Origin of the sequence: Kordiimonas aestuarii (assembly GCF_025574465.1) — a bacterium.
Lineage (GTDB): Bacteria > Pseudomonadota > Alphaproteobacteria > Sphingomonadales > Kordiimonadaceae > Kordiimonas > Kordiimonas aestuarii.
This window is the reverse complement of sequence record NZ_JAOBPP010000010.1, coordinates 63,279-87,849: the sequence shown is the minus strand read 5'-3', so window position 1 is coordinate 87,849 and position 24,571 is coordinate 63,279. Positions and strand designations below refer to the sequence as shown.

The 24,571-nt window shown below is 54.6% G+C and carries 16 protein-coding genes; 14 read left to right on the top strand and 2 right to left on the bottom strand.

Translation table 11 applies throughout. From position 1 onward, the window contains the following. Positions 1 to 11: 11 nt before the first annotated feature. From OEU85_RS01865 to glpK, 6 genes are all read left to right on the top strand, one after another. Complete coding sequence (locus OEU85_RS01865; RefSeq protein ID WP_262689738.1) at positions 12 to 1,859, top strand: recombinase family protein; 1,848 nt, start codon at positions 12 to 14, stop codon at positions 1,857 to 1,859. A 114-nt stretch (positions 1,860 to 1,973) separates the two neighbouring features. Next, positions 1,974 to 4,196: a catalase/peroxidase HPI gene (gene katG, locus OEU85_RS01860; protein ID WP_262689737.1), complete on the top strand. Its 2,223-nt coding sequence runs from the start codon at positions 1,974 to 1,976 to the stop codon at positions 4,194 to 4,196. 308 nt (positions 4,197 to 4,504) lie between these two features. Further along, complete coding sequence (recQ, locus tag OEU85_RS01855; RefSeq protein WP_262689736.1) at positions 4,505 to 6,331, top strand: DNA helicase RecQ; 1,827 nt, start codon at positions 4,505 to 4,507, stop codon at positions 6,329 to 6,331. A 142-nt stretch (positions 6,332 to 6,473) separates the two neighbouring features. Further along, positions 6,474 to 7,229, top strand: coding sequence for an N-formylglutamate amidohydrolase (locus tag OEU85_RS01850; protein ID WP_262689735.1), 756 nt, complete (start codon positions 6,474 to 6,476; stop codon positions 7,227 to 7,229). Between the two features lie 222 nt (positions 7,230 to 7,451). Next, positions 7,452 to 9,491, top strand: a complete 2,040-nt coding sequence (locus OEU85_RS01845) for a glycoside hydrolase family 97 protein (RefSeq protein WP_262689734.1) — start codon at positions 7,452 to 7,454, stop codon at positions 9,489 to 9,491. A gap of 101 nt (positions 9,492 to 9,592) precedes the next feature. Then, complete coding sequence (gene glpK, locus OEU85_RS01840) at positions 9,593 to 11,080, top strand: glycerol kinase GlpK (protein WP_262689733.1); 1,488 nt, start codon at positions 9,593 to 9,595, stop codon at positions 11,078 to 11,080. On the opposite strand, the gene glpD is transcribed toward glpK, so the two are convergent. Both glpD and OEU85_RS01830 read right to left on the bottom strand, forming a co-directional pair. Then, entirely contained in the window at positions 11,077 to 12,591 is a 1,515-nt protein-coding gene (gene glpD, locus OEU85_RS01835; protein WP_262689732.1) for a glycerol-3-phosphate dehydrogenase, read from the bottom strand. The genes glpK and glpD overlap by 4 nt on opposite strands. Continuing rightward, the gene (locus tag OEU85_RS01830; protein WP_262689731.1) at positions 12,573 to 13,022 is read right to left on the bottom strand and encodes a hypothetical protein; all 450 of its coding nucleotides are present in this window, start codon (positions 13,020 to 13,022) and stop codon (positions 12,573 to 12,575) included. The genes glpD and OEU85_RS01830 overlap by 19 nt, the downstream gene beginning before the upstream one ends. Before the next feature lie 291 nt (positions 13,023 to 13,313). Between OEU85_RS01830 and OEU85_RS01825 the strand changes: the two genes are divergently transcribed. From OEU85_RS01825 to OEU85_RS01790, 8 genes are all read left to right on the top strand, one after another. Beyond that, positions 13,314 to 14,276: a glucokinase gene (locus OEU85_RS01825; protein ID WP_262689730.1), complete on the top strand. Its 963-nt coding sequence runs from the start codon at positions 13,314 to 13,316 to the stop codon at positions 14,274 to 14,276. Positions 14,277 to 14,989: 713 nt separating this feature from the next. Then, the gene (locus OEU85_RS01820; protein ID WP_262689729.1) at positions 14,990 to 15,433 is read left to right on the top strand and encodes an ATP-dependent zinc protease family protein; all 444 of its coding nucleotides are present in this window, start codon (positions 14,990 to 14,992) and stop codon (positions 15,431 to 15,433) included. Positions 15,434 to 15,449: 16 nt separating this feature from the next. Further along, positions 15,450 to 16,355, top strand: a complete 906-nt coding sequence (gene rimK / locus OEU85_RS01815; RefSeq protein ID WP_262689728.1) for a 30S ribosomal protein S6--L-glutamate ligase — start codon at positions 15,450 to 15,452, stop codon at positions 16,353 to 16,355. Between the two features lie 5 nt (positions 16,356 to 16,360). After that, complete coding sequence (locus OEU85_RS01810) at positions 16,361 to 17,407, top strand: succinylglutamate desuccinylase/aspartoacylase family protein (RefSeq protein ID WP_262689727.1); 1,047 nt, start codon at positions 16,361 to 16,363, stop codon at positions 17,405 to 17,407. Positions 17,408 to 17,555: 148 nt separating this feature from the next. Beyond that, a complete protein-coding gene (locus tag OEU85_RS01805; protein WP_262689726.1) occupies positions 17,556 to 18,218 on the top strand; it encodes a pentapeptide repeat-containing protein in 663 nt (220 codons plus the stop codon). Positions 18,219 to 18,444: 226 nt separating this feature from the next. Then, complete coding sequence (locus OEU85_RS01800) at positions 18,445 to 20,037, top strand: sodium:solute symporter (RefSeq protein ID WP_262689725.1); 1,593 nt, start codon at positions 18,445 to 18,447, stop codon at positions 20,035 to 20,037. Positions 20,038 to 20,085: 48 nt separating this feature from the next. After that, complete coding sequence (locus OEU85_RS01795) at positions 20,086 to 21,105, top strand: LacI family DNA-binding transcriptional regulator (RefSeq protein ID WP_262689724.1); 1,020 nt, start codon at positions 20,086 to 20,088, stop codon at positions 21,103 to 21,105. Between the two features lie 55 nt (positions 21,106 to 21,160). Further along, positions 21,161 to 24,460, top strand: a complete 3,300-nt coding sequence (locus OEU85_RS01790) for a S41 family peptidase (protein WP_262689723.1) — start codon at positions 21,161 to 21,163, stop codon at positions 24,458 to 24,460. Positions 24,461 to 24,571: the final 111 nt, after the last annotated feature.

Here is a 24,571-nt window from a genome sequence, read left to right as displayed (position 1 = left end):
GGAAAAACCCCATGGCCCGCACCGCGCTTTACGCCCGTTATTCCTCTGATATGCAAAGCACGTCTTCCATCGACGATCAGTTCCGCATCTGCCGCGATCAGGCGGCGCGGGAGAAATGGAAGGTGGCGGGCACCTATAAGGACGCCGCCATTTCCGGCGCCAGCGTCACCTTGCGTCCGGGCATTCAGGCGCTGTTGCAGGATGCGACCGCCGGTAAGTTCGAGATCGTGTTGGCGGAGGCGCTCGATCGCGTTAGTCGCGATCAGGCCGATGTAGCGATCCTGTTCAAACACCTGAAATTTGCCGGTGTTAAAATCGTCACGCTGGCCGAGGGCGAAATCTCTGAGCTGCATGTCGGCCTCAAGGGTACGATGAATGCGCTGTTCCTCAAAGACCTCGCCGCCAAGACCCATCGCGGCCTGCGCGGGCGGGTGGAGAAGGGCAAGGCAGGCGGTGGGCTTTGCTATGGTTATGATGTGGTCAAGCGCCTCGACGGCAACGGCGACCCAATCCGCGGCGAGCGCAAGATCAATAAGGCCGAGGCAACCATCGTCCGCCGCATCTTCCGCGAATTCGCCGATGGCAACAGCCCCAAGGCCATCGCCAGAGACCTCAATCGCGACAATATCCCCGGCCCTTTCGGTAAGAATTGGGGTGACACGACCATTCGCGGCCATGTCAATCGCGGCACTGGCATCATTCACAACGAGCTTTACGTGGGCGTTATCGTCTGGAACCGGCTGCGCTATATCAAGAACCCTGAGACGGGCAGGCGCGTCTCACGCATCAACCCGGAAGCTGAATGGATCAGGACGGAAGTGCCCGAATTGCGCATCATCGATGATGAGCTGTGGCAGGCGGCGCGCCAGCGGCAGCGGGAAATTTCTGTGAAATTCGAGAATGTCACCAAAGGCGTGCGTGCCTATCGCGCCAAGAAGCTGAATGGCTTGCGTCGCCCGGCGTTTCTGTTCTCCGGCTTGCTGAAATGCGGCTGCTGCGACGGGCAATATGGCATCATCACCAAGGATCGCTATGGCTGCCTCAACCGCAACCGGCGCGGTACTTGCGATAATGGCCGCACCATCCGCCGCGATGTGATTGAAGAGCGCATTCTTGCGGGCCTCACCAAAAAGCTGGTTTCTGCTGAAAACGTCACCGAAGCCGTGCGCGCCTACGCCGAGGAACTGAACCAACAGAACCGCGAATGCCGAGCGCAAACCGATATTGACCGCAAGGCGCTCGATAAGATCGAACGCGGCATTGCAGGTATCATGTCCGCCATCGAGGACGGCATGTATCAGCCCAGCATGAAGACGCGGATGGATGATCTGGAGCGGCAGAAGGTCGAGATCCTGGCACGCATGGAGGACGTGCCTTCGGATGTGCCGGATATTCATCCGAATATTGCACAAATCTACAAAGCCAAGGTGACGCAGTTGAGCGATGCGCTGGCCGATCCGGAACTGCACAATCAGGCAGCCGAGGCGATCCGCGCGCTTGTGGGTGAAGTGGTGCTTATGCCCGGCGACAAACGTGGCGAGGTAAACGCCACCTTACGCGGCGAGCTGATGGGGATTCTTGACATCGTTTCCGGGCGCAAAACCCAAAACCGATCCCAAGTTATAACAAAAGAAGTTGCGTGCTCCCGCAACCAAAGCAGAAAACCTCAGCCCATCGGGCTGGGGTTTTTGCTTTTTGGTCGCTGTGAGATACGGATTTTACACCTTGTAAAACAAGATAACAGACTGATTTACAAGGTTCTTTGCGAAGTTGACGAACCGCAAAGCGGTGAGGCTAATCCTACTCCCGCAAGCAATAAAACAAAGGGTCCCCAATCGGGGGCCCTTTTGTTTTATTGAGGCCGCCTATTAAACATATCGAAAAAATAGATTAATAGAACAAAAATAATCAATTTTACTCAATAATTCCCAAGAAGTATTAATCAAAAATTCTGATTTCTGGAGGAAAGATCAATGCTTAGACAAACCTTATCTGTGATCGCCATAGCGGCGGTTAGCTTCTCGTCGGTTGTTGTATCGAACGCGGCACTTGCCGACGATAAGATGGTCACAAATGAATACTGGTGGCCCAATAAGCTGGACTTGGGCCCACTTCGCCAGAATTCGGAAGTGTCAGACCCCATGGGGCAGGCTTTCGACTACGCAAAGGAGTTTAACAGCCTCGACCTGCAGGCAGTGAAGGCGGACATTGAGACGCTGATGACAACCTCGCAGGCGTGGTGGCCAGCCGATTATGGCAATTACGGACCATTTTTCATCCGGATGGCGTGGCACAGTGCAGGTACCTACAGGCTTTTTGATGGACGCGGCGGTTCGGACGGTGGCATGCAGCGCTTTGCGCCCCTCAATAGCTGGCCAGACAATGCGAACCTTGATAAAGCGCGGCGGCTTTTATGGCCCGTCAAGCAGAAGTATGGCCGGAAAATTTCCTGGGGCGATCTTATGGTTCTTGCCGGGACTGTGGCTATGGAATCCATGGGCTTCGAGACGTTCGGTTTTGCAGGTGGGCGTATAGATGCGTGGCAGCCGGAAGAGGTATATTGGGGTCCCGAGGGTGAATGGCTAGGCAGTGAGCGCCACAGTAACGACAGGCAGCTCCAAAAGCCACTTGCTGCAACCCGAATGGGGCTGATTTATGTTAATCCCGAGGGGCCGAATGGTGTGCCGGATCCGCTCGCTGCGGCCAGAGATATTCGGGCGACGTTTGGCGGCATGGCGATGACAGATGAGGAGACGGTTGCTCTCATCGCCGGCGGCCATACCTTTGGTAAGGCGCACGGTGCAGCCGACGCAGCGAAAAATGTCGGTGTGGAGCCGGAGCGCGGAGGCCTTGAACAGCAGGGCCTGGGGTGGGAAAACAAGCACGCTAGCGGTAGAGGCGCGGATACGATCACAAGTGGTCTCGAAGGCGCATGGACCGTTGACCCCGCCTCATGGACCCACAATTACCTTCAAAATCTGTTTATGTTTGACTGGGTACAGACAAAAAGCCCGGCCGGGGCGATCCAATGGACGCCGTCCGATGAAAGCGCTTCTGAACTTGTGCCGGATGCCTATGACCCGTCGAAGCGACACGCGCCGATCATGTTCACCACCGACCTTGCGCTTAAGTTCGACCCGGCATATCGCAAGATTTCTGAGCGGTTTCTTGAGAATCCGGAAGAGTTCGAGCTTGCTTTTGCCAAGGCTTGGTTCAAGCTGACACATCGCGACATGGGCCCGCGAACACGCTATCTTGGTGACCTGGCTCCAAAAGAGGCGTTGATCTGGCAGGGCCCGGTGCCTGAGGTTGATCACGACCTTATTACGCCTGAAGACGTTGCTGCGCTCAAGGCCGATATTCGCGCGACGGGCCTGTCAGTACCTGAGTTGGTGCGAACGGCGTGGGCATCTGCGTCCAGCTTCCGTGGAACAGATATGCGCGGCGGCGCAAATGGTGCACGTGTGCGCCTGGCACCACAGAAGGACTGGGCAGCCAATAGCCCGCAAGAACTGGCGAAAGTGTTGAAGATGCTGGAGGGCGTTCAGGACAACTTCAACAAATCCCAATCCGGCACCAAAAAAGTATCTCTTGCAGACGTTATTGTTCTGGGCGGGGCTGCTGCTATTGAACAGGCTGCCATGAACGCCGGTTATGATATTGATGTCCCTTTTATGCCTGGGCGTACCGATGCCACACAGGAAATGACCGACATTGATGCCTTTGAAGTGTTGATGCCGACGGCGGACGCTTTCCGGAACTATTTTGTGGTGGATAATCCGAGGTCGCCAGCAGAGATGATGGTTGAAAAGGCGGCGCTCTTAAATCTGTCCGTGCCTGAAATGACGGTGCTGCTAGGCGGCATGCGCACGCTGGAGGCGAATGCGGGCAAGTCCAAACACGGAGTGTTTACCGACCGCCCAGGCACCCTGAGCAACGACTTCTTTGTCAACCTGCTGGACATGTCGACACGTTGGAAGAAGGCGACAGACACAGAAGGGGTTTACGAGGGGTATGACCGGAACACGGGTGACGTGAAATGGACCGCGACACCAGTGGATCTTATCTACGGCTCCAACAGCGAGTTGAGGGCGATCGCGGAAGTTTACGCCACCGATGATGCAGGCGAAAAGTTTGTTCAGGATTTCGTGGATGCCTGGACCAAGGTAATGCGTCTGGACCGGTTCGACCTCTGATCCGCAATTGTCTGATCAAGGTTGATCCGGAGGCTGCACAGAGGTGGCGGGGTTTCCGGCTAGTGTCGCTGTGAGGGCCATTACTCAAAGATAAGTCGGAAAGGATCTGGGGGCACTCAGGTCCTTTTTTGCTGTCACCCTTGTGTGGCTTTGCGGAATACTACGCAGGGCAGCGCTATAGAGTCGCTATTCCCCTATATCGTTGGGAAGGTATATTTATTTCGGGTGTTTTTGAGGTTGTCGTGGCCGTATGCCCATGTATGTATCAGCCTGTATCGTTGTTCACCCTATAGCTGCAGGTTGCCTTCATGACTTCTGCCCGTGCTGAAAACTCAATTAACGAGCTGTTGCGAGAGGTCTTTGGATTCTCCGCGTTCCGACGTGGGCAACAGCATGTTGCGCAAACCTTGGTGGAAGGGCGTAACATGCTTGCAATCATGCCAACAGGCGCAGGAAAAAGCCTGTGTTATCAAATAGCTGCGCTGGTTCGACCAGGGGTGACGGTTGTGGTTTCGCCGCTTCTGGCGCTTATGGACGATCAGGTTGCCAGCCTCAAGGCAAACGGAGTGGCAGCGGAAACAATCAACAGCACAAGAAGCCGCGATGAGAAAATCGCGATATGGAAACGGCTGACGGGGGGTGAGCTGAAGCTCCTTTATATGTCACCCGAACAATTGATGAATGGCCGTGTGCTTTCGTCCTTGACGAGGCAGCACGTCGCCATGTTCATCGTGGATGAAGCGCACTGTGTGTCACAGTGGGGCCATGATTTCAGGCCGGAATACCGGCAGCTCAACGCGCTGCGCGAAACTTTCCCGGGCATCCCTATCGGCGCGTTTACCGCAACGGCGGATGAGCGCACCCGGCGGGAGATCATGGATAATTTGTTGGGCAATAACGCCGAAGTGGTGGTGCAGGGCTTCGACCGACCCAATATTCGTATTGACGTCCAGCAGAAAAACAATGCCAGCAAACAGCTTCTGGATTTCCTGCAGGACTTTCACGGTCAACAAGGGATCGTCTATTGCCTGTCTCGCGCCCGCGTGGAGGCCACTGCCAAACTTCTCAATCAGAAGGGGTATAAAGCCCTGCCGTATCACGCCGGATTGCCTGCGGATGTGCGTCAGGAAAACCAGGAACTGTTTTTGAGCCGGTCCGGCATCATTATGGTGGCGACGATTGCCTTTGGCATGGGCATCGACAAACCCGATGTACGGTTTGTCATGCACATGGACCTGCCAAGCAGCATGGAGGCCTACTATCAGGAAATGGGCAGGGCAGGCCGCGACGGTGCGCCGGCGCGCGCCATGATGCTTTATGGTTTTGACAATATCCGCGCGCGGCGTGAGATGATAAATGGGTCCGGCGCATCGGAGGAGAAAAAGCGTTCTGAGCAGCAACGTCTCAATGCATTGCTGGCGTTTTGTGAAGCGGCAACATGCCGGAGGAACGTCTTGTTGCGGTATTTTGGGGATGCCGAAAAACCGCCTTGTGGGCATTGTGATACGTGCTTGTATCCTCCGGATGTTTATGACGGCACGCCGCTTGCGAAACTCGCCCTTGGGGCGATTGATGCGACAGGTGAGATCTACGGCCGCACATATATCGTCGACCTGCTGGTGGGGGCCGGAAACCAAAAGCTTAAAGCCTCTGGGCATGACCGGCTCGAAATTTTCGGGCTCGGGAGAGACGTGTCAGGGCCTGAATGGCAAAATATCTTCAGGCAAATGCTTGCGTGTGGGCTAGTCGATGTGGATACCACATACGGGTCTCTAAAAATTCGGCAGGCTGGGCGCGCTGTGCTGCATGGTACAGAGCATGTGCAATTCGTTAAAGGGAATGCTGCCATCTCTCGCAGGCGCAAAAAAGTGGTGCGAGAGCAGCACCTGTCCACGGGCGACGAAGCACTTTTTGAGCATCTGAAAGCCGTCAGACTCGAGCTTGCGCGCGAAGAAAATGTGCCAGCCTACGTGATTTTTCATGACGCCGTCCTGATGGAATTTTCTGCCCTGAAACCCGGAAATGAACCTGAGATGCTTGCGGTCAGCGGGGTTGGCCCCAGAAAGGTCGAAAAATACGGTGCCACTTTCATCAAGGCAGTGGCGAATTTTAGACCCGGCCCCGGCCCGGCGTAGATGCACACGTGCCCTGACTTTCACAGGGCTGTCACATACTGCGGGCAAAGATGTCATAGTCCTTAATAGAAATAATCTGACGGCAGACATGAGAGCCTTCCTTGGTGGAAATGACGGTCCTGCGACCGAAAGACTGAACCTTATGGGCCACTCTACAATCCTGCTCACCTGTGAGCATGCCTCGAACCGGTTGCCGGAGCGGCTGGGCACGCTTGGTCTGATGCGGGATGTGCTTGAAGGCCATATTGCTTGGGACATTGGTGCTGGGGCACTGACTGAGCGCCTGTCGGATCTCCTTGACGCGCCAGCGATTATGCAGCGTTTTTCCCGCCTTGCATACAATTGCAACAGGCCGCCCGATGCAGCAGATGTGATACCGCACTCCTATAAAGGATGCCCCATTCCCGGTAATCTGGAGGTGACGGGCGAGGAGCGCGCGCTTCGGCAACAAGCCATTTGTGACCCGTTTCACGCCCTGATTAGTAGCAGCCTGAATGCCGTTGGTCGGCGTAGTCCATATGCGACACTGATTTCAGTTCAGTCCTTCGCGCGCGAAGCAGCTACGGATGACCTGGATATCGGGGTCGTGTGTGACAAAGACACGAGGCTGGCTGACGCGCTCTATGAAGTGTTTTGCCATGATGCTACCTACCGCGTTGCCCGAAACAAGCCTTATGGTCCAGACCAAGGGGTCACCCATATACTCAAATCTCATGGTATGGCGCGCCATTTGTTAAATGTGATGGTCACTGTACGGAATGATTTGATCCACGATAGCTTGGGCCAAGACAAAATTGCGCGTTATCTAGCTTCCGTGATCAGGGAGGCGATGACGGGACTGACGGTTCCGCGCCCGCACCGACTCGAGCCGGCTCGGCGGCGGAGGTGTTATAGCTGATGACAATATTTGGCGCAGGATGTATTGACAGCGCTGTCAGCGTTACATACAACTTGTGCCGGGAAGGATAGTGCACATCAATGTGTGCTATGATATTTCTGACATTGCTTCAAATAACAAATAAGACCCGGGCCCCTCGGGCGAAGCGTCGGTATAACAAGGTTGAGCGTCACAATGCGCCACAGGCGCGGTGTATGTTCCGCAATACATGAGGGGCTTTCGATGCTGAAACGCATTGCACCAATAATTCTATTCCTGTTTTTTTCCCCGGCATCTGCGTATGCCGCGGGGGAAGCCAGCGTCAGTTCGCCGGATGGCAAACTTATGGTCTCTGTCCTGACGGAGAGTGGTAAGCTCTATTATACCGTTGCACGAGATGGCAAAGCTGTTCTCACTCCGTCGCAACTGGGCTTCCGGTTATATGAAGACAAAAGTTTTGAACGCGGGCTGCAGATCACGGGCTCTCGTACCGTCGGTTTTGATGAGACCTGGGAGCAGCCTTGGGGTGAACGTCAGTTTGTGCGCAATCACTATAATGAGCTGACTGTCGAGGTTCGCGAGCAAGCGAAACCTAAGCGCCATTTGAGTGTTGTGTTTCGCGTCTATGACGATGGTATCGGTTTCCGTTATGAAGCCCCTGCAGACAGTGGCTTTGGCGAAATCGGCATCACCGATGAAATTACAGAATTTGCATTTGCGGAAGAAGCCAGGGTCTGGTGGATCCCGTCGCGCTGGTGGAACCGGTACGAATATATCTATAACGAGACCGCGCTGCATCAGGTGCCCATCGCGCACACACCGATCACCATGCGCCGTGAGGATGGGCTGCATATCTCCATTCACGAGGCGGCGCTCACAAACTATTCAGGCATGTCGCTGCTCAAGAAACATGGTTTGACCTACGAGGCTGATCTGGCTCCCGGGCCGGACGGCATCAAAGTGCGGCTTGATGGTGGCGCGTTTGTAACTCCCTGGCGGACCTTGCAGATCACCGAAGATGCGACAGGTCTGCTAGATTCCAGCTTGATCCTCAACCTTAATGAGCCGAACAAGCTGGGCGATGTTTCATGGGTGGAGCCGGGGAAATACGTTGGTATTTGGTGGGGGATGCATTTGGCCGTCGAAAGCTGGGGTTCTGGCCCGACCCACGGCGCTACAACTAAAAACACCAAACGTTATATCGACTTTGCCGCCAAATATGGTTTTGACGGTGTGCTGGTCGAAGGCTGGAATGAGGGCTGGGATGGTGACTGGTTCCACAACGGTGATGTGTTCAACTTCACTAAACCTTACCCTGACTATGACCTTGAGGAGCTTGGGAAATATGCCCGGGAACGTGGTGTGCGGATTATCGGACACCATGAGACATCGGGCAGCGTCAGCAACTATGAAAGCCAAATGGCTGGCTCGTTTGCCCTACTGGCCAAGAATGGTGTCGCGCAAGTGAAGACCGGGTATGTCGCACATGCGGGGGACATCAAGCGCGTTGATGAAAATGGGAAGCCGGTTTACGAATGGCACGATGGCCAGTTTATGAGCCAGCATCATGAACGGGTCCTAGTGGAGGCAGCAAAGCATCATATCGCTATCAATAGCCATGAGCCAATCAAGGATACGGGCCTGCGGCGGACCTACCCAAACTGGATCTCCCGTGAAGGAGCACGAGGCCAGGAATATAATGCCTGGGGCTCCCCCGGTAACCCGCCAAGCCATACGGCGGTGTTGCCTTATACACGCATGCTTTCCGGTCCAATGGACTTCACGCCGGGTATTTTCGATCTGTTGTTCGAGGAAGCCCAGCCAAATGACCGGGTGCGCACCACGCTCGCCAAGCAGCTGTCGTTCTATGTGGTGCTCTATAGCCCGATCCAGATGGCGGCGGACCTGCCGGAGAACTACGAGGCGCGTCAGGATGCCTTTCAGTTCATCCGCGACGTGCCGACCGATTGGGCCGAAAGCCATGCGCTCAATGGTGAGATCGGTGACTATGTCACCTTTGTCCGCAAAGACCGCAATAGTGATGATTGGTATCTCGGCAGCCTGACCAATGAGGAAGGGCGGACGCTTGAGATAACGCTTGATTTTCTGGAAGCAGATCGCCTGTACACTGCTGAGATCTACCGCGACGGCGTGAATGCGGACTGGGACACCAATCCTTACGCGATGGTCATTGAAAGCAAAACCGTGACTGCATCAGACAGGATGGCACTGTCGCTTGCACCGGGCGGAGGTATGGCTGTCCGCTTTACACCGGTAAAATAGTAGCGGCCGCGTCCACCTGTTGAAGGTGGGCGCGGCTTCTGCCAGACTATCCGCAGAAGCATTGTGTCACTGTGCACAGCATCGTTTTCTGGGGATTTTTTATGCAGGACTGCATTCTGGCTATGGACCAGGGCACGACGTCGAGCCGAGCCATCGTCTTCAACAAGACGGGCGAAATCATAGCACTCAAACAGGCTGAGTTTGCGCAGCACTATCCTGCTGACGGCTGGGTGGAGCATGACGCGGAAGAGATATGGTCCACCAGTCTTCAAACTGCCCGTGCCGCTCTGCGGGAAGCCGAAAGCAAGGATAACCGCGTTGTCGCAATTGGCATTACCAACCAGCGGGAAACCTCTGTCCTGTGGGAGCGAGAGAATGGTAAGCCCTTGCACCGCGCTATTGTGTGGCAAGACCGGCGCACGGCAGATGAGTGCCGGAGGCTAAAGCAGGACGGCGCTGAAGCCGATATTCAGAACAAGACAGGTTTGCTGTTGGACCCTTATTTCTCGGCGACCAAAGTGGCGTGGATGCTGGATAATGTGAGCGGCGCCCGTGCGGCAGCGGGGGACGGTAAACTCGCGTGGGGCACCGTCGACAGTTATCTGATTATGAAGCTGACAGGCGGCAAGGTACATGCAACCGACGCCACCAACGCCAGCCGCACCAGCCTCTTTAACATCCGCAAACAGGAATGGGATGATGAGCTGTTGAGGCTTTTTAACGTGCCGGCGACCATTTTACCGGATGTGCGGGATTGTGCTGCGGATTTTGGTCAAACGGACCCGGAACTTTTCGGTCGTGCGATTCCCATATTGGGCGTGGCGGGCGACCAGCAGGCAGCGACCATCGGGCAATGTTGCTTTGAAGAAGGCGCGATCAAAAGCACCTATGGTACGGGATGCTTTGTCCTGATGAACACAGGCACGGAATTTGTCCCGTCCAGCAACCGGCTGCTGACCACCGTGGCATACCGCTTGGGCGGCAAGACAACCTATGCGCTTGAGGGATCTATCTTTATCGCTGGAGCCGCTGTGCAGTGGTTGCGAGATGGTCTGCAGATTATAAAAAACGCAAAAGAGAGTGAACGACTGGCCATGTCGGTTAAGGATAGTGGCGGTGTTTATATGGTGCCTGCTTTCACGGGGCTCGGTGCACCGCACTGGGACCCGGATGTACGTGCGGCTATCTTTGGCATGACGCGCGCCACTGGCCGAGCCCAGGTGGTGCGGGCAACGCTTGAGGCAGTTTGTCATCAGACCCATGACTTGTTCAGTGTAATGGCGGACGACGGTATAAAACCTGCAATATTGCGGGTGGACGGAGGCATGGTTGCCAATGACTGGATGGTGCAAACCCTTTCGGACACATTGGCCTTGACCGTCGACCGGCCCGAGGTGATGGAAACCACAGCACTTGGGGCGGCCTATCTCGCCGGGTTGCAGTTCGGCCTTTATGGATCGCTGGAGGACCTCAGCGCAAACTGGCGAGTGGAAAGACGTTTTGAACCCGCAGCAGACAATGATGATCGGCGGAGAAGACTTGAGAAATGGCAGTGTGCAGTGAAGGCCGCGCGGGCATTTTCAGCTTAATGTTGTTCGTGCGCAGCCATCCAGTTGGAAAGGGTATGTTGCTCGGTCGCGGTTAGGCAAAGACCGAGTTTGCTGCGGCGCCACAGGATGTCTTCTGCTGTTTGCGCCCATTCATGTGCCATCAAATAAGTGACTTCGCGTTCATAAAGACCGGCCCCAAAATGGATGCCAAGGTCCTTTGTCCCTTCCACGCCTTCCAGGAGATGCGCGACCCGCGTGCCATATGCAAGGCAAAGTCTGCGCAGCAGAGCTGGGCTTAGCCAGTCATTCCGGGCTTGTATGTTAGTATAAAAGGCATCGAAATCACCAGCTTCGATGTCCCCTCCAGGCAGTACCGCGCCGTGTGTCCATGGCCTGTGACCATGAGGGATAAAGGGCGATAACTTTTCCAACACGTCTTCCGCCAGTCGGCGATAGGTGGTGACTTTGCCCCCATATATGCTGAGAAGTGGCGGAGTTTTTTCATCTGCTTCGAGATCCAGCACGTAGTCTCGCGTAAGTTTGGAGGCGTTTTTTTCCCCGTCATCATATAGGGGGCGTACTCCGGAGAAGCTCCAGACCACCTGCTCGGGCGTAACCGGGCTGGCAAAATAACCGGAGACGAGGTCGCAAAGATACTCGATTTCTTGTTTATCGATTTTCACCCGCGCGGGCTCGCCGTGATATGGCACATCGGTTGTGCCTATCAGGGTATAGTCACCGCGGTAAGGAATGGCGAATACCACCCGGCCGTCACTCCCCTGAAAGGTATAGGCGCGTGAACCTTCATAGAGTTTGGGGACAACGATGTGGCTGCCCTTGACGAGCTTCATGTTATTTACCGTACCGCTCATGACGGGCAGGTGTTCCTGCACCATGTCAACCCACGGCCCGGCGGCATTGACGATAACGCGGGCGGTGGCGCTGATGCGTTTGTGTGTTGGTGTTTCGTATTCAATCCGCCAGCAGTCACCCGTTTTTGACGCGCGCAGGAAGCGGTGCCGGGTTAATATCGAGGCGCCTTTTTCGGCGGCGGCAATGGCGTTTATTATAACGAGACGGCTATCGTCCACCCAGCAGTCGGAATATTCGAAGCCTTTTTTAAATTCTGTCTTAAGGGGGGACTGTTGGCTGGGATCAGCCAGATTCAAGGTTTTGGTCACGGGCAACAGTTTACGGCCACCAAGGTGGTCATAAAGCCAAAGGCCAATACGCAAGATAAAGGCAGGGCGCAGCCCACTGTGATGCGGCAGGACGAAGCGCATGGGATGAATGAGATGAGGGGCCATGCTCATCAATGTTTCACGCTCCCGCAGGCTTTCCCGCACCAGATGGAATTCGTAGTTTTCGAGGTACCGGAGGCCACCATGGATGAGCTTGGAACTGGCACTGGATGTGGCGCTGGCGAGGTCATTTTGTTCAACCAGGCAGACGCTTAAGCCCCGTCCGGCAGCGTCTCGGGCGATTCCGACCCCGTTGATGCCCCCTCCGACGACAAAAATGTCAAAGTGGTTCAATTGCGACTCTGACATTCAATCCTTCCTTTAACCGCTATTGCATTCGACCAACCTGCTGGTCTTGTCAGTGAGACGACACCGCGATAAGGGGCGGTGTCCTGTGCGGCATTTATAGGGCGAAGGGTGAGCGAGATGGAAAGGCGGTGACCTTCCAGCTCCTGCTTCAACCAGAGGCCATTTTCAAGCTTGTTGTTGGCGCGTTTGAGAGTCAAGCGTTGCTGTTTCTTGTCGAGCGCGATAAAGGCTTCTCGGCGCCCCAGAACCTGGAAAAAGATTGGATCAGCCTTTTCTGCCCTCGGCATCAGCACAATCGCGCACTGACCTTTGGGAATGGCCGTGGGTACAGGCGCAAGTCGGTCCTGCAGGGCCGCGCTATCGAGCACCGATGATGGCGCACGGCAAGCAGCCAAGCATAGGAGCACCCCTGCCAGTAACGTGCGTTTCACCAATTTCTCCCCACAGTGGACCGTGCTGATAGCAGTATCCCATTTTGCTCTTGCTGTTACTTAACAAGGACCAGGGTGGAAACACAATATGACGAATGGGAAGATTACTTCAGAACGGCGTGAAGCTGGATAGTTGATTCTTGGCCAAAGGGAGGCCAAGCTCAATTGACAGCGCTGTCTTTTGCCGCTAAAGACACTGGGCACTAAAGGTCTGACAGTGCACTGCTGGGAAGAGTAAGTACCAAGCGGGAAACGCCGAAAATGGCCGTGCCGTTTGGGAAGGGGAAGGTTATGACAAACACTGAAACTTGTGTTGTGGCCGATGTTGGCGGCACAAACGGGCGCTTTGGACTCGCGCGCTTCTTTCCGGGCGAACACAAACCCCATATCGAAAAAGTTTCAGTTTTTGCCTGTGCTGAAAATTCCGGTGTCAGTGAGATGCTCGGGCGTTACCTCAATGAGCTGGGCGCTGATCGCCCCAGCCTTGCCCGCCTCGCCATTGCAGGACCGACCAATGATCGGCACGGTCGCCTGACCAATCTTGGGTGGCAGGCAGACGCGACAACGCTTGAGGCCGACCACGGTCTAAAAAACGTGAAACTGCTGAATGACTTTGGTGCCCTTGCCGGAGCTTGCCAATTTCTCGAAGAGGGCGTTGATTATATTTCTCTGAAAAAAGGCGCTGAAGATTCCAAGGGTCCTATTTCTGTCATGGGGCCGGGCACGGGGTTTGGGGTGGCGCTACTTGTGCCCGTCGGTAGTGAATGGATCACTGTGCCGACCGAGGGCGGTAATATGGCGTTTGCCCCGTCTACGCGACTTGAACATGACCTGACCGAACATCTGCGTGCAGAAATGGGCCATGTTTCCGTTGAGACTTTTCTTTGTGGTGAAGGGATTGCCCGCATTCACCGTTTTCTGGTCGATTATGGCGGGAGTGGTGATCGTGGCTTGAGCCCAGCAGAGATTACCAAGATGGCTGGAGAAGGTGGTGCGCCATCATGCACGCGGGCGGTGCAGCTTTTCCTCTCGATCGTTGGCAGCTCAGCAGGCAATATTGCACTGGCGCACGGCGCGACGGGGGGTGTTTTCCTTGGTGGCGGCATCTTGCCCAAAATCGTTAATATGGTTTCTTCAAGCGACCTGTTACGCCGATTTGTGGCCAAGGGACCGATGCAGCCTTATCTCGATCGCATCCCGGTCAACCTTATTACCGCAAAATATGCAGCGCTGATTGGCTCCGCTGTTTTGTAAGTAGCCATCTGCAAAAACGAATTTGACCCCCCAGGCAAAAAAAACACCCCGACAGAATTTTCTGTCGGGGTGAAGATGTGCTCTCATCTGGAACAGCCGCGCTGTATCGGGAGGTTGTCGGCTATCTTCAAAGAGGCCCCTAATAGAAATGCACAGGCTCTGCCGAGGGAACTCGGTACGGGAGAGCCAATACAAAAGAACTTTATCGGCTATTTTGCAAATATCAATGCAAATCTATTATTTTTTGCAAAATTTGAGTGTTGTTCCGTCGTATAATGCTCATATTTTCTTATTAAATATTTGTTTTATATGTATTTATTTTTTTGTAAAATATGCAAAATAGCCCTGCTGCAACTTGAGCTCTGGTTGCATGGTAGCGTGGCCTTCGCTACTCTGGGGCGGCAGGGAGCGGATTCTCGAATCCGCCTCGGAATCCGTAGAAGCGCATTCGTTGGCAGTTGACGCTGTCCGGCGTTTGCTGCTGAAAAGCAAGTTCTCGAGTGAAGTTAAGTTTTGGTTTCGCCAATATTTTGGCGGATTGTCTGGCTACTGAGCAAAACCGGCTTGGCATTCACCAGCCTGATTTGATTACGCGCTTGCCGCAGGAAATATTTGGCTTCTAATGTTAGAAGATTTCAGATAAAGGCTGCGCCGACTTATAGCTTGTCAGGAGTGCACAGGCAAAAGAGCAGGGCAGCGTTGGGGGCCGTGTTATGAAAAGTAAATTGATTATCGGGTGGCGTGAATGGGCCGTCTTGCCTGATTTTGCCGTTCCCGAGATCAAGGCTAAGATTGATACCGGAGCCAAGACATCTGCACTTCATGCATATCGCATTAAAAAAATTATGCGGGATGGCGTGCCGTGGGCCGAATTTTTTGTCCATCCTGTACAACGACGAAAGCGCCCCGAGGTCAAATGCGCGGCACCGATTGTTGGTGAACGTGAGGTGAAAAGTTCGAATGGCATAGTACAGACCAGACTTGTGGTTTCGACCATACTGGAACTGGGGCCGTTTGCACAGAAGATAGAATTGACACTGACAAACCGGGACGAAATGGGTTTTCGTCTCCTGATTGGGCGGCAGGCGCTCACTAGGCGATATCTGGTGGACAGCGGCCTGTCCTATGGACTCGGTGAACCCGAAGCCCAACTCTAACAACAAGGAATTTGAAATGCGGATCGCGCTGCTGACACGTAATGCCAATCTGTATTCCCACCAGCGCCTAATCGAGGCGGCTGAGGCACGTGGGCATGAGATTGACGCCATCGATACTCTAAAGGTTTATATCAATATTGCATCACACCGGCCGGAAATGCGGTACAAAGGCGATATTCTCGAAGGCTATGACGCTGTTATTCCCCGGATTGGTGCATCTATCACTTCCTTTGGGACGGCCGTCTTGCGCCAGTTTGAGGTGCAGGGGGTATATCCTGTGAACGAATCGGTAGCGATTACCCGGTCTCGCGACAAGCTGCGCAGTTTCCAGCTGTTATCGCGCCGTGGCTTGGGCTTGCCTCTTACGGCATTTGCCCATGGCACCAGCGAGGCAGACGATGTGATTGACATGGTTGGCGGCACACCTGTGGTGATCAAGTTGCTCGAAGGTACCCAGGGCGTGGGGGTTGTGCTGGCAGATACCAAGGATGCAGCGCGCAGCATGATCCAGGCCTTCGGCAAGCTGAAGGCCAATATTCTCGTACAGGAATATATCAAGGAGGCCAAAGCGCAGGATATTCGTTGCCTGGTGGTTGGGGGGAAGGTGATTGCTTCCATGATGCGCAAAGGTGCTGAAGGCGAATTCCGGTCCAATCTCCACCGAGGTGGTTCGTCCAAGACGGTGAAGATCACGCCGGAGGAGCGCTCTACCGCTGTGCGCGCCGCACGGGTGATGGGGCTCAATGTTGCTGGGGTGGACATGCTGCGATCTAACCACGGGCCGGTTATTATGGAGGTGAACTCCTCGCCAGGGCTGGAAGGGATCGAAAAGGCCACCAATATTGACGTAGCGGGCAAGATTATCGAGTTTATCGAGGCGAACGCTCGCCCTCACCGCACTAAAACCAGAGGGAAAGGCTAAGTCGTATGGCAGGCCGGGCCAGTTTTGAGATCGCAGGGCAAAAAATTGCGGCGGGTGGCCGTGCTTCTATTTCCCTCACATTGCCTGGCCAGTCGCGTTACACGCCGCTGTCCATGCCGCTCCATGTGATCCATGGTCGCAAGGAGGGACCAACGCTGTTTGTCAGCGCGGCCATTCACGGAGATGAGATCAACGGGATTGAGATAATCCGCCAGCTTCTGAAGCAGAAGTCCCTGAACAGGCTGAGGGGCACGCTTTTGTGTGTGCCGGTGGTTAACGTGTATGGTTTTCTGCATCACACCCGCTATATGCCTGACAGGCGTGACCTGAATCGGGGCTTCCCAGGCTCGGAGCACGGGTCACTCACTTCCCGGGTTGCCTATGTGTTCAGGAAACAGATTATTGATCGTTCCGATTATGGCATTGACCTGCATACAGGCTCAAACCATCGGACCAACTTCCCCCATATACGAGCCAATATGGCAGACCCTGAGACGGCCCGGTTGGCGCGCGCTTTTAATACGGCCGTCACGGTGAATGCCAGCTTGCGCGACGGGTCGCTGCGGGGCTATGCGGTGGAGAAGAATATCCCGGTACTTCTTTATGAAGCGGGAGAGGCGCTCCGGTTTGACAAGCTGGCCGTTCGAGCAGGTGTGCGTGGTGTTTTAAACGTGCTCGGGGCTGTCGGTATGATCAAGCGGGAGATAAAGCGTCGCCCTCATGTTTCCCTTGAAGCCGAAAGTTCGCATTGGGTCAGGGGCGCACGCTCAGGTTTGATTCGTGAGGCAATCAAGCTCGGCAGTCGCGTCAAGGCCGGTGACCGCCTGGCCTACCTCTCGGATTTGCTGGGGGATGAACAATCCGAAATCCGGGCGACACAAGAAGGTGTTGTGATCGGTCGTACAAATTTGCCAATCGTCAATGAGGGGGATGCCCTTTTTCACGTGGCCGAATTCGACAATACTGAAAAGGCCGGTAAAACAGTAGAGCGTTTTCACGCCTCGCTGGAGGGGCTTGGTGAAGGGGATTATATTGATCCGCTGGCGGAGTGAGGCGGTCGCTTGGTCGGTGGCAAACTATAAAAAATTCGAAAGTCCGATAAAAGTTGAATCAATTCTTTACGGTTTCATCATCAAGTTTCATTATGGTCTCGAAGGTTGAAAATTGAGAACAATCTGTGGTGCCGGAGCGACCGTGAGTATGGACCTGAAAACACTGACGAATATGTTTCCTTCCCATAAGCTGGTTATGGGGGAACAGTTTGCGCAGGAAAACATTAGTGCACTGAAGGTCAAAAGTGTGCTGCGGTGGTCCGATACGATTTTTGTTAACTGCGATTTTTCGGAAGCGCAGTTTCATCTGCTCATTCTTTCGGGTGCGATCTTCTTCAAGTGTGATTTCTCGGGTGCTCGTTTCACTGCGTGTGATGTTGATGGCTGCGAGTTTATCACGTCGAACCTTACCTGCACTCTTTTTGACGGGTCAAGCGTGACCGATACCAGTTTCACCGATTGTATTATCGGGGGCATGGCGGGGCCACAGGACTTCCAGAGCTGTAGTTTTTATGGGGTGCGGTATTCGCGGCATATTCCGATCGTCTCCAACACGCCCTATTATGTGATCACCACACCCGAACAGCCGATTTATGTTTTCTGCACGCCCAATGCCTGGCGGCTGCATGGTAAAGGTGTCCGCATGACCGTGGAGCCGAATGAGGTTATCGGCCTCGAAGAGCCATATAAGGCGGTTGTGCGTTATGTTCTTGAGATAGAGCAGTCGGTAGGCCGCCGCGCGGTAGCAGGCTTTTGGGCTCATGATCCCTCCCCCGAACAGCAGAAAACAACGGTTACCGAAGCACCCTGACAGCAATCGGGCGCTATCGGTATGCGTTTCCTCAAATAAACACTGAGTGTTCCAGGTAAGCGCGCGTCGGCCTGATGTCTGACATGTTCAGCATTCGACTATCACGGTTATTGACAGCGCTGTCACCATGAAGATATGGTCATGTTGGGAAGTTTCAGTGCGGAAGACCTGCTCAGGTTGAACAGGGCAGGACGCTGAAAACGATAAAAGTTTAGGGGAGCTGGTGATGGGATCCATCGACTGGGGCGTTCTTGCCGTCTATTTCGTGATTATTTTTGGTGTCGCCATTTGGGCGGGTCGTCAGGAGCGCAAAGGCGGTGAGTCGGAAGACTTCTTCCTCGCAGGTCGCAACGTCGGCTGGTTTGTCATCGGTGCTTCGCTTTTTGCCTCCAATATCGGTTCCGAGCACCTCATTGGCCTCGCGGGGACCGGGGCTGCTTCCGGTGTGCCGGTGGCGCAGTTTGAAATTATTGCAGGCCTTGTGCTGCTGTTGCTTGGCTGGCTGTTTGTACCCTTTTACGTTGCGTCCGGCGTATTTACGATGCCAGAGTTTCTTGAGCGGCGTTATTCGCAGGGCTCGCGCACCTATCTTGCCATCATCTCCGTCGCTGGCTACATCCTGACAAAAATATCGGTGACCGTCATGGCGGGTGGTCTGGTATTTGAAACCCTCATGGGGATCGACTTCTGGACCGGGGCAACCATTGTTGTGGTTGCCACTGCAATTTACACGGTTTGGGGTGGTTTGCGAGCTGTCCTGTATACGGACATGGTGCAGATGTTTGTGTTGCTGGGCGGGGCTGTCGCGGTGACGTGGTTTGGTCTTGAAGCCGTGGGCGGCTGGGGTGAACTGCAAGCGAGTGTGGGCGAGGAAGCCTTCAGCCTATGGCGCCCGATGACGGACCCTGAGTTCCCGTGGACAGGCATCCTCTTTGGCGCCCCCATTCTTGGTGTCTGGTACTGGTGTACCGACCAGTATATCGTCCAACGCGTATTGTCGGCCAAAAGCCAGGACGACGCCCGCAAGGGTACCATCTTTGCCGCCTACCTGAAGCAGTTGCCAATCTTTATCTTTGTTGTGCCGGGCATTATCGCGATGGCGCTGGCCAATAAGGGCATCATCACATTGGACGAGCCTGATCAGGCGCTTCCTGCCCTGATGGGTGCCTTGCTGCCTGTTGGCATAAAAGGGCTGGTGGTCGCGGGCCTTCTGGCGGCGCTGATGAGTTCGTTATCAAGCGTGTTCAACAGCTGTTCGACTGTGTTTACGATGGATATCTATCAGCGACTCAAACCTGCGACAACAGACCATGAACTTAAGCGTGTTGGGCAGGTTGCGACCATCATCATGGTTATCCTTGGCATGGCATGGATTCCGCTGATGGAACTGATCTCAGACAAGCTCTACACGTATATCCAAAGTGTGCAGGCCTATATTTCTCCGCCAATTGCGGCTGTCTTTCTTATCGGTATCTTGTGGAAACGAGCCAATGCGACAGGAGCTTTGGCGTCACTGATGACGGGGCTGGTCCTTGGTGTCACGCGGCTGGTTCTTGAGGCGAATAAAGGCAGTCTTGACGGTGTGTGGCTTATGCTGGCGTCCATCAACTTCCTGCATGTAGCGATTTTCCTGTTTCTTATCTGTGTTGCGGTGCTTGTTATTGTCAGCCTTCTGACGGAGGAGCCAGACGAAGAGAAAGTCGCTGGCCTTACAATGTCCGCACGTGGCGCCGCAGTCGTGGGCGCAACACCGCAAGCGAAATGGGCCAGTATCGGTGTTCTGGTATTTATTGGCGTAATGTGGATTTATTTTTCCTGATGACCCGGTTATCACCAGATGGGAACAAACATGGGTAAAGGGAACCACATGCGCTCAGTAACCATCGACGATGTGGCCAAAAAGGCTGGCGTTTCAATCAAGACGGTTTCCCGGGTCGTAAACCGGGAGCCGAATGTACGTGCCGCAACCAAAGAAAAGGTCGAACTCGCAATCAAGGAATTGAATTACCGGCCAAACCAGTCGGCGCGCGGACTTGCTGCACGCCGTTCCTATATGATCGGGCTTCTTTACGATAACCCGAGTCCAAATTATCTCGCGAACCTGCAATCCGGCGTGCTCGAAGCCTGCCACGAAAAGGACTATGGTCTTGCCCTTAACCCGGTGTCCTTTCATGATCCGGACTTGATCGACACGGTCGTGCATTGGGTGCGGCAGTCTTTCATCGACGGTGTGGTTGTCACGCCGCCCCTGACTGACAGCGTGCCACTTCTCAATGCGCTTCATGCGGAGAATATCCCGGCAGTGGTGATTTCATCCCGTGGCACCGGGGACGCCCCGGCCGCGCTTATAGACGAAGAAGCTGCCGCCTATGAGATGACTCGGCATCTTATTGGTGAAGGGCACAGCAGGATCGCCTTTATCAAAGGGCACCCTGACCACTACGCCAGTGGTTTGCGGGAAAAGGGGTACTACCGGGCCTTGAGGGAAGAAAATCTCGCGGTTGTGCCGGACTATGTTCAGCAGGGTTTTTTCGATTTTGCATCCGGGCAGAAAGCCGCCTCGAAACTGTTTGATCTAAGGGACCGCCCGACGGCGATCTTTGCCTCGAACGACGATATGGCCGCCGCGGTAATTTTTGAGGCACACAGCCGTAAAATAGAAGTTCCCAGGGACCTCGCTGTGGCCGGTTTCGATGATACGCCACTGTCACGCCAGATATGGCCGGGGCTCACAACGGTGCGTCAGCCTATTCGTTCCATGGGCCATCAGGCGGCGGACGTTCTTATTGATACGCTGAGCGCGGGTAAGGATGCAGGTAAGGAACGCAGAGATCTTACGCAGTTTGACTTTGAGCTGAAGTTACGCGGGTCAACAGCGAGGGCATAGACGCTCCCGGGTTATTCCGGTACGCTCCCGTTCAGATATGAAGGGGATTAACTACATGAAACGACAGCTTGGTGCGCTGGCAGCGCTTGCTTTTTCTCTGGCTCTTGCGGCGCCCATGCACGCTGCTGCCGATCAAACCCTGCTCCTACGTACGCCGGATATCTCAAAGGATCATCTGGCGTTTGTATACGCGGGTGACATCTGGGTTTCCGCGAGAGATGGTAGTGATCCGCGACGTTTGACGTCTCACCCCGCCGATGAGAGTTTGCCACGATTTTCCCCAGATGGCCGCTGGATAGCTTTTACTGCCAACTATAATAATAACACCGATGTCTATGTAATTTCATCCTCGGGTGGCCAGCCAACTCGGCTGACATATCACCCCAGCGACGACCATGTCACCGGCTGGACCTCGAAGGGTGACAGGGTCACTTTTTCATCTGACAGGGAAGTCGCCAGCGGGCGCTCAAACCAACTTTATCATATCTCTGTAGCTGGTGGCTATCCGAGCAAGGTGATGGAAGCCCCGGTTATGGAGGCGGATTATTCTCCTGACGGCAAACGCCTCGCCTACCGCCCGTACAGTCAGGCTTACCGCGGCTCAAGTGGTTGGCGCCAACACCGGGGAGGTAGCACTCCACCAGTCTGGATTTATGATTTTGATGCAAAGTCGCACGTCGAAATTCCACATGTAAACGCCAGCGACACCAACCCCATCTGGCTTGGTGACAATGTCTATTTTCTGTCGGACCGCGCCGACGGTGCGGTTAATCTCTTCGGCTATGAGACCAAATCCCGGAAGCTGACCCAGTTTACCAAAAATGACGTTTGGGATATTCGGTCCGCGAACGGCTTTGGCGATACAATCGTCTATGAGGCTGGTGGCCACCTTTATGAACTGAAGGTGAAAACAGGCAAGGCCCGAGAGATCAAAATATCGATCGCCCCGGACTTGCCGCAGTTGCGCCCTCAATGGAAAAATGCGGCTTCCATGCTGGAGGAAGCCTCGCTTTCACCAACAGGAAAACGGGCGCTCGTAACTGCGCGGGGTGATGTGTTCACAGTGCCGACCGACGAGGGGTCAACCCGCAACATCACCGCGACTGACGGTGTGCGAGAGCGAACGGCAATCTGGTCTCCAAATGGTGCCAGCATTGCCTATATATCTGATGAGGGTGGCACTCACCGTATCATGGTTGAAGACCAGACAGGCATGAGCGCGGCCAACAGCTTCGAACTGGAGGACGCGGCCTACTATAGCCTGCTGTTCTGGGGAGGGGATGGTAGTCAACTCATCTATCAGGACAATCACTTGAATCTCTATGCGCTTGACATCCGGTCAGGCAAAAGCCTCAAGGTTGCGACAAACAACCGTCGCGGAAGCTTTGCCGTTGCGCAGTCGTCTGATGGCCGCTGGCTTGCCTTTACTATCGCGGGCGCAAACTATTTTGACCGGGTCATGCTCTATGGTTTTGACAACGGAAAAACCTTCGCCGTGACAGACGGCTTGAGCCATGCAAGCTATCCGGCGTTCAGCCCCGACGGTAAATACCTCTATTTCGTGGCCTCCACCAATTCGGGGCCCAGCCAGGTTGGGCTTGATATGTCCACACAGGAACGTCCGCTGCGGTTTGGTTTGTACGCCGCGATCCTGCAGGCTGATGGTAAGTCGCCGCTGCTGCCGAAGGCAGGCGATGAAGAAGTGAAAAAGGGCGACGCCAAATCAGACGAGAAAAGAGACGACACGGAAAAGAAAGAAGAAGAGGAACCGTCTGGCAAGCCGGAACCGGTACGGATCGATACCGATGGCCTTCCGTCACGGATCATCGCCCTGCCAGTGCCGGAACGGGCGTATGACACACTGAAGGTCGCGTCGGATGGTGGCCTCTTTTTCATGGAGCGTCAGCAACCGGGTGTCAGCCATGAACTGCCAGACAGCGATAGGAGTGCGGTTGACACCCTCATGCGATTTGATTTCGAAGAAAAAACCGCAAACAGCGCGTTTGAGCGGGTGAGCGGTTTTGACCTTTCGGCTGATGGTAAAAAGCTGATTGTGATGGGGGCAGGTAGCCACCTGATGGTGGCGGACGCATCGGCTAACCCACATGGCAAGGGCGTTAGCCTTGGTGACGTAAAAACTTTTGTCGATCCGCGGCATGAGTGGGGACAGATATTTGATGAAGCCTGGCGCATGGAGCGCGACTATTTCTACGCGCCCAATATGCATGGCCTCGACTGGGACGCGGTATACAAGCGCTACCGTACACTTGTTGATCATGTCGGACGCCGGGAGGACCTGAACACGCTGATGGTAGAGATGATTGGCGAACTGCAGGTTGGCCATAACCGTGTCCGGGGAGGGGATGTTCACCGCGAGACAGGTGTTAGCGTTGGTCTGTTGGGCGCGGACCTGCGTGTGGAAGACAGCCGCTACCGCGTTGAGAAAATATATACCGGTGAGCGCTGGAACCCATTTCTCAAGGCACCTCTCGCCATCCCTGGTATTGGCGTTGAGGAAGGGGATTTCATCCTTGCCGTGAATGGGCAGGAGGTAACTGCGGACAGTAATATCTTCGCCTATTTCGAGGACACGGTTGGCAAGCAGGTCACCCTGAGGGTTGCAGGTGACGCAAAAGGCAAAGATGTCCGCGATGTGGTCGTCGAACCCATCGGGCGGGAAGATGACCTGCGGCACTGGCATTGGGTTGAAAGCAACCGCAAGAAAGTGGCGGAAGCAACGGATGGCCGGGTGGCCTATGTTTACCTGCCTAACACGGCGGGCGCAGGTTTTACCTATTTCAACCGCATGTTTTTTGCTCAAGTAGACAAGAAAGCCATCGTTATTGATGAACGGTCAAATGGCGGTGGGCAGGCCGCAAATTACATTACCGATGTCTTGAGCCGCACCTATCTTGCCAGTTGGAAAGACCGTGACGGCATGACCTTTGACACGCCCGGGGGGGCAATTTATGGTCCAAAAGTGATGCTGATCGACCAGGACGCGGGCTCAGGCGGCGACTTTCTGCCCTACGCCTTCAAGCGCATGAAGCTTGGCACACTGATCGGCGCCCGCACATGGGGTGGCTTGATCGGTATCTCGGCCAACCCAGACTTTATTGATGGTGGACAACTGGTGGTGCCGTTCTTCCGTTTTTATACGCCGGATGGAGAATGGCGTGTGGAAAACGAAGGGGTTTCACCAGACATCAATGTGGTGCAGGAGCCAGGTGCAATCAATGAGGGCCGTGATCCGCAGCTTGAGCGCGCGATTGCCCAGATACTCAAGGATCTTGATGAATACCGGCCTATCAAGCGACATGAAGCGCCGCCTATTCCTACCGAGGTTGGGAAATAGATGCCATGGTTCAGTCTAAATACTGGACTAATTAGTATGGTAAATATATTTGATGGCAAAGAAAGGATACGCTATTCTGGCGATTCCTTTCTGCCAAGGTAGGGGCTTCCC

Bases quoted from the DNA above. Each gene is read 5' to 3' on its own strand.
- OEU85_RS01865 (WP_262689738.1), top strand. From the start codon at position 12: ATGGCCCGCACCGCGCTTTACGCCCGTTATTCCTCTGATATGCAAAGC.
- OEU85_RS01825 (WP_262689730.1), top strand. From the start codon at position 13,314: ATGACAAACACTGAAACTTGTGTTGTGGCCGATGTTGGCGGCACAAAC.
- recQ (WP_262689736.1), top strand. From the start codon at position 4,505: ATGACTTCTGCCCGTGCTGAAAACTCAATTAACGAGCTGTTGCGAGAG.
- OEU85_RS01810 (WP_262689727.1), top strand. From the start codon at position 16,361: ATGGCAGGCCGGGCCAGTTTTGAGATCGCAGGGCAAAAAATTGCGGCG.
- glpD (WP_262689732.1), bottom strand. From the start codon at position 12,591: ATGTCAGAGTCGCAATTGAACCACTTTGACATTTTTGTCGTCGGAGGG.
- OEU85_RS01795 (WP_262689724.1), top strand. From the start codon at position 20,086: ATGCGCTCAGTAACCATCGACGATGTGGCCAAAAAGGCTGGCGTTTCA.
- glpK (WP_262689733.1), top strand. From the start codon at position 9,593: ATGCAGGACTGCATTCTGGCTATGGACCAGGGCACGACGTCGAGCCGA.
- rimK (WP_262689728.1), top strand. From the start codon at position 15,450: ATGCGGATCGCGCTGCTGACACGTAATGCCAATCTGTATTCCCACCAG.
- OEU85_RS01850 (WP_262689735.1), top strand. From the start codon at position 6,474: ATGGGCCACTCTACAATCCTGCTCACCTGTGAGCATGCCTCGAACCGG.
- katG (WP_262689737.1), top strand. From the start codon at position 1,974: ATGCTTAGACAAACCTTATCTGTGATCGCCATAGCGGCGGTTAGCTTC.
- OEU85_RS01845 (WP_262689734.1), top strand. From the start codon at position 7,452: ATGCTGAAACGCATTGCACCAATAATTCTATTCCTGTTTTTTTCCCCG.
- OEU85_RS01800 (WP_262689725.1), top strand. From the start codon at position 18,445: ATGGGATCCATCGACTGGGGCGTTCTTGCCGTCTATTTCGTGATTATT.
- OEU85_RS01820 (WP_262689729.1), top strand. From the start codon at position 14,990: ATGAAAAGTAAATTGATTATCGGGTGGCGTGAATGGGCCGTCTTGCCT.
- OEU85_RS01805 (WP_262689726.1), top strand. From the start codon at position 17,556: ATGGACCTGAAAACACTGACGAATATGTTTCCTTCCCATAAGCTGGTT.
- OEU85_RS01790 (WP_262689723.1), top strand. From the start codon at position 21,161: ATGAAACGACAGCTTGGTGCGCTGGCAGCGCTTGCTTTTTCTCTGGCT.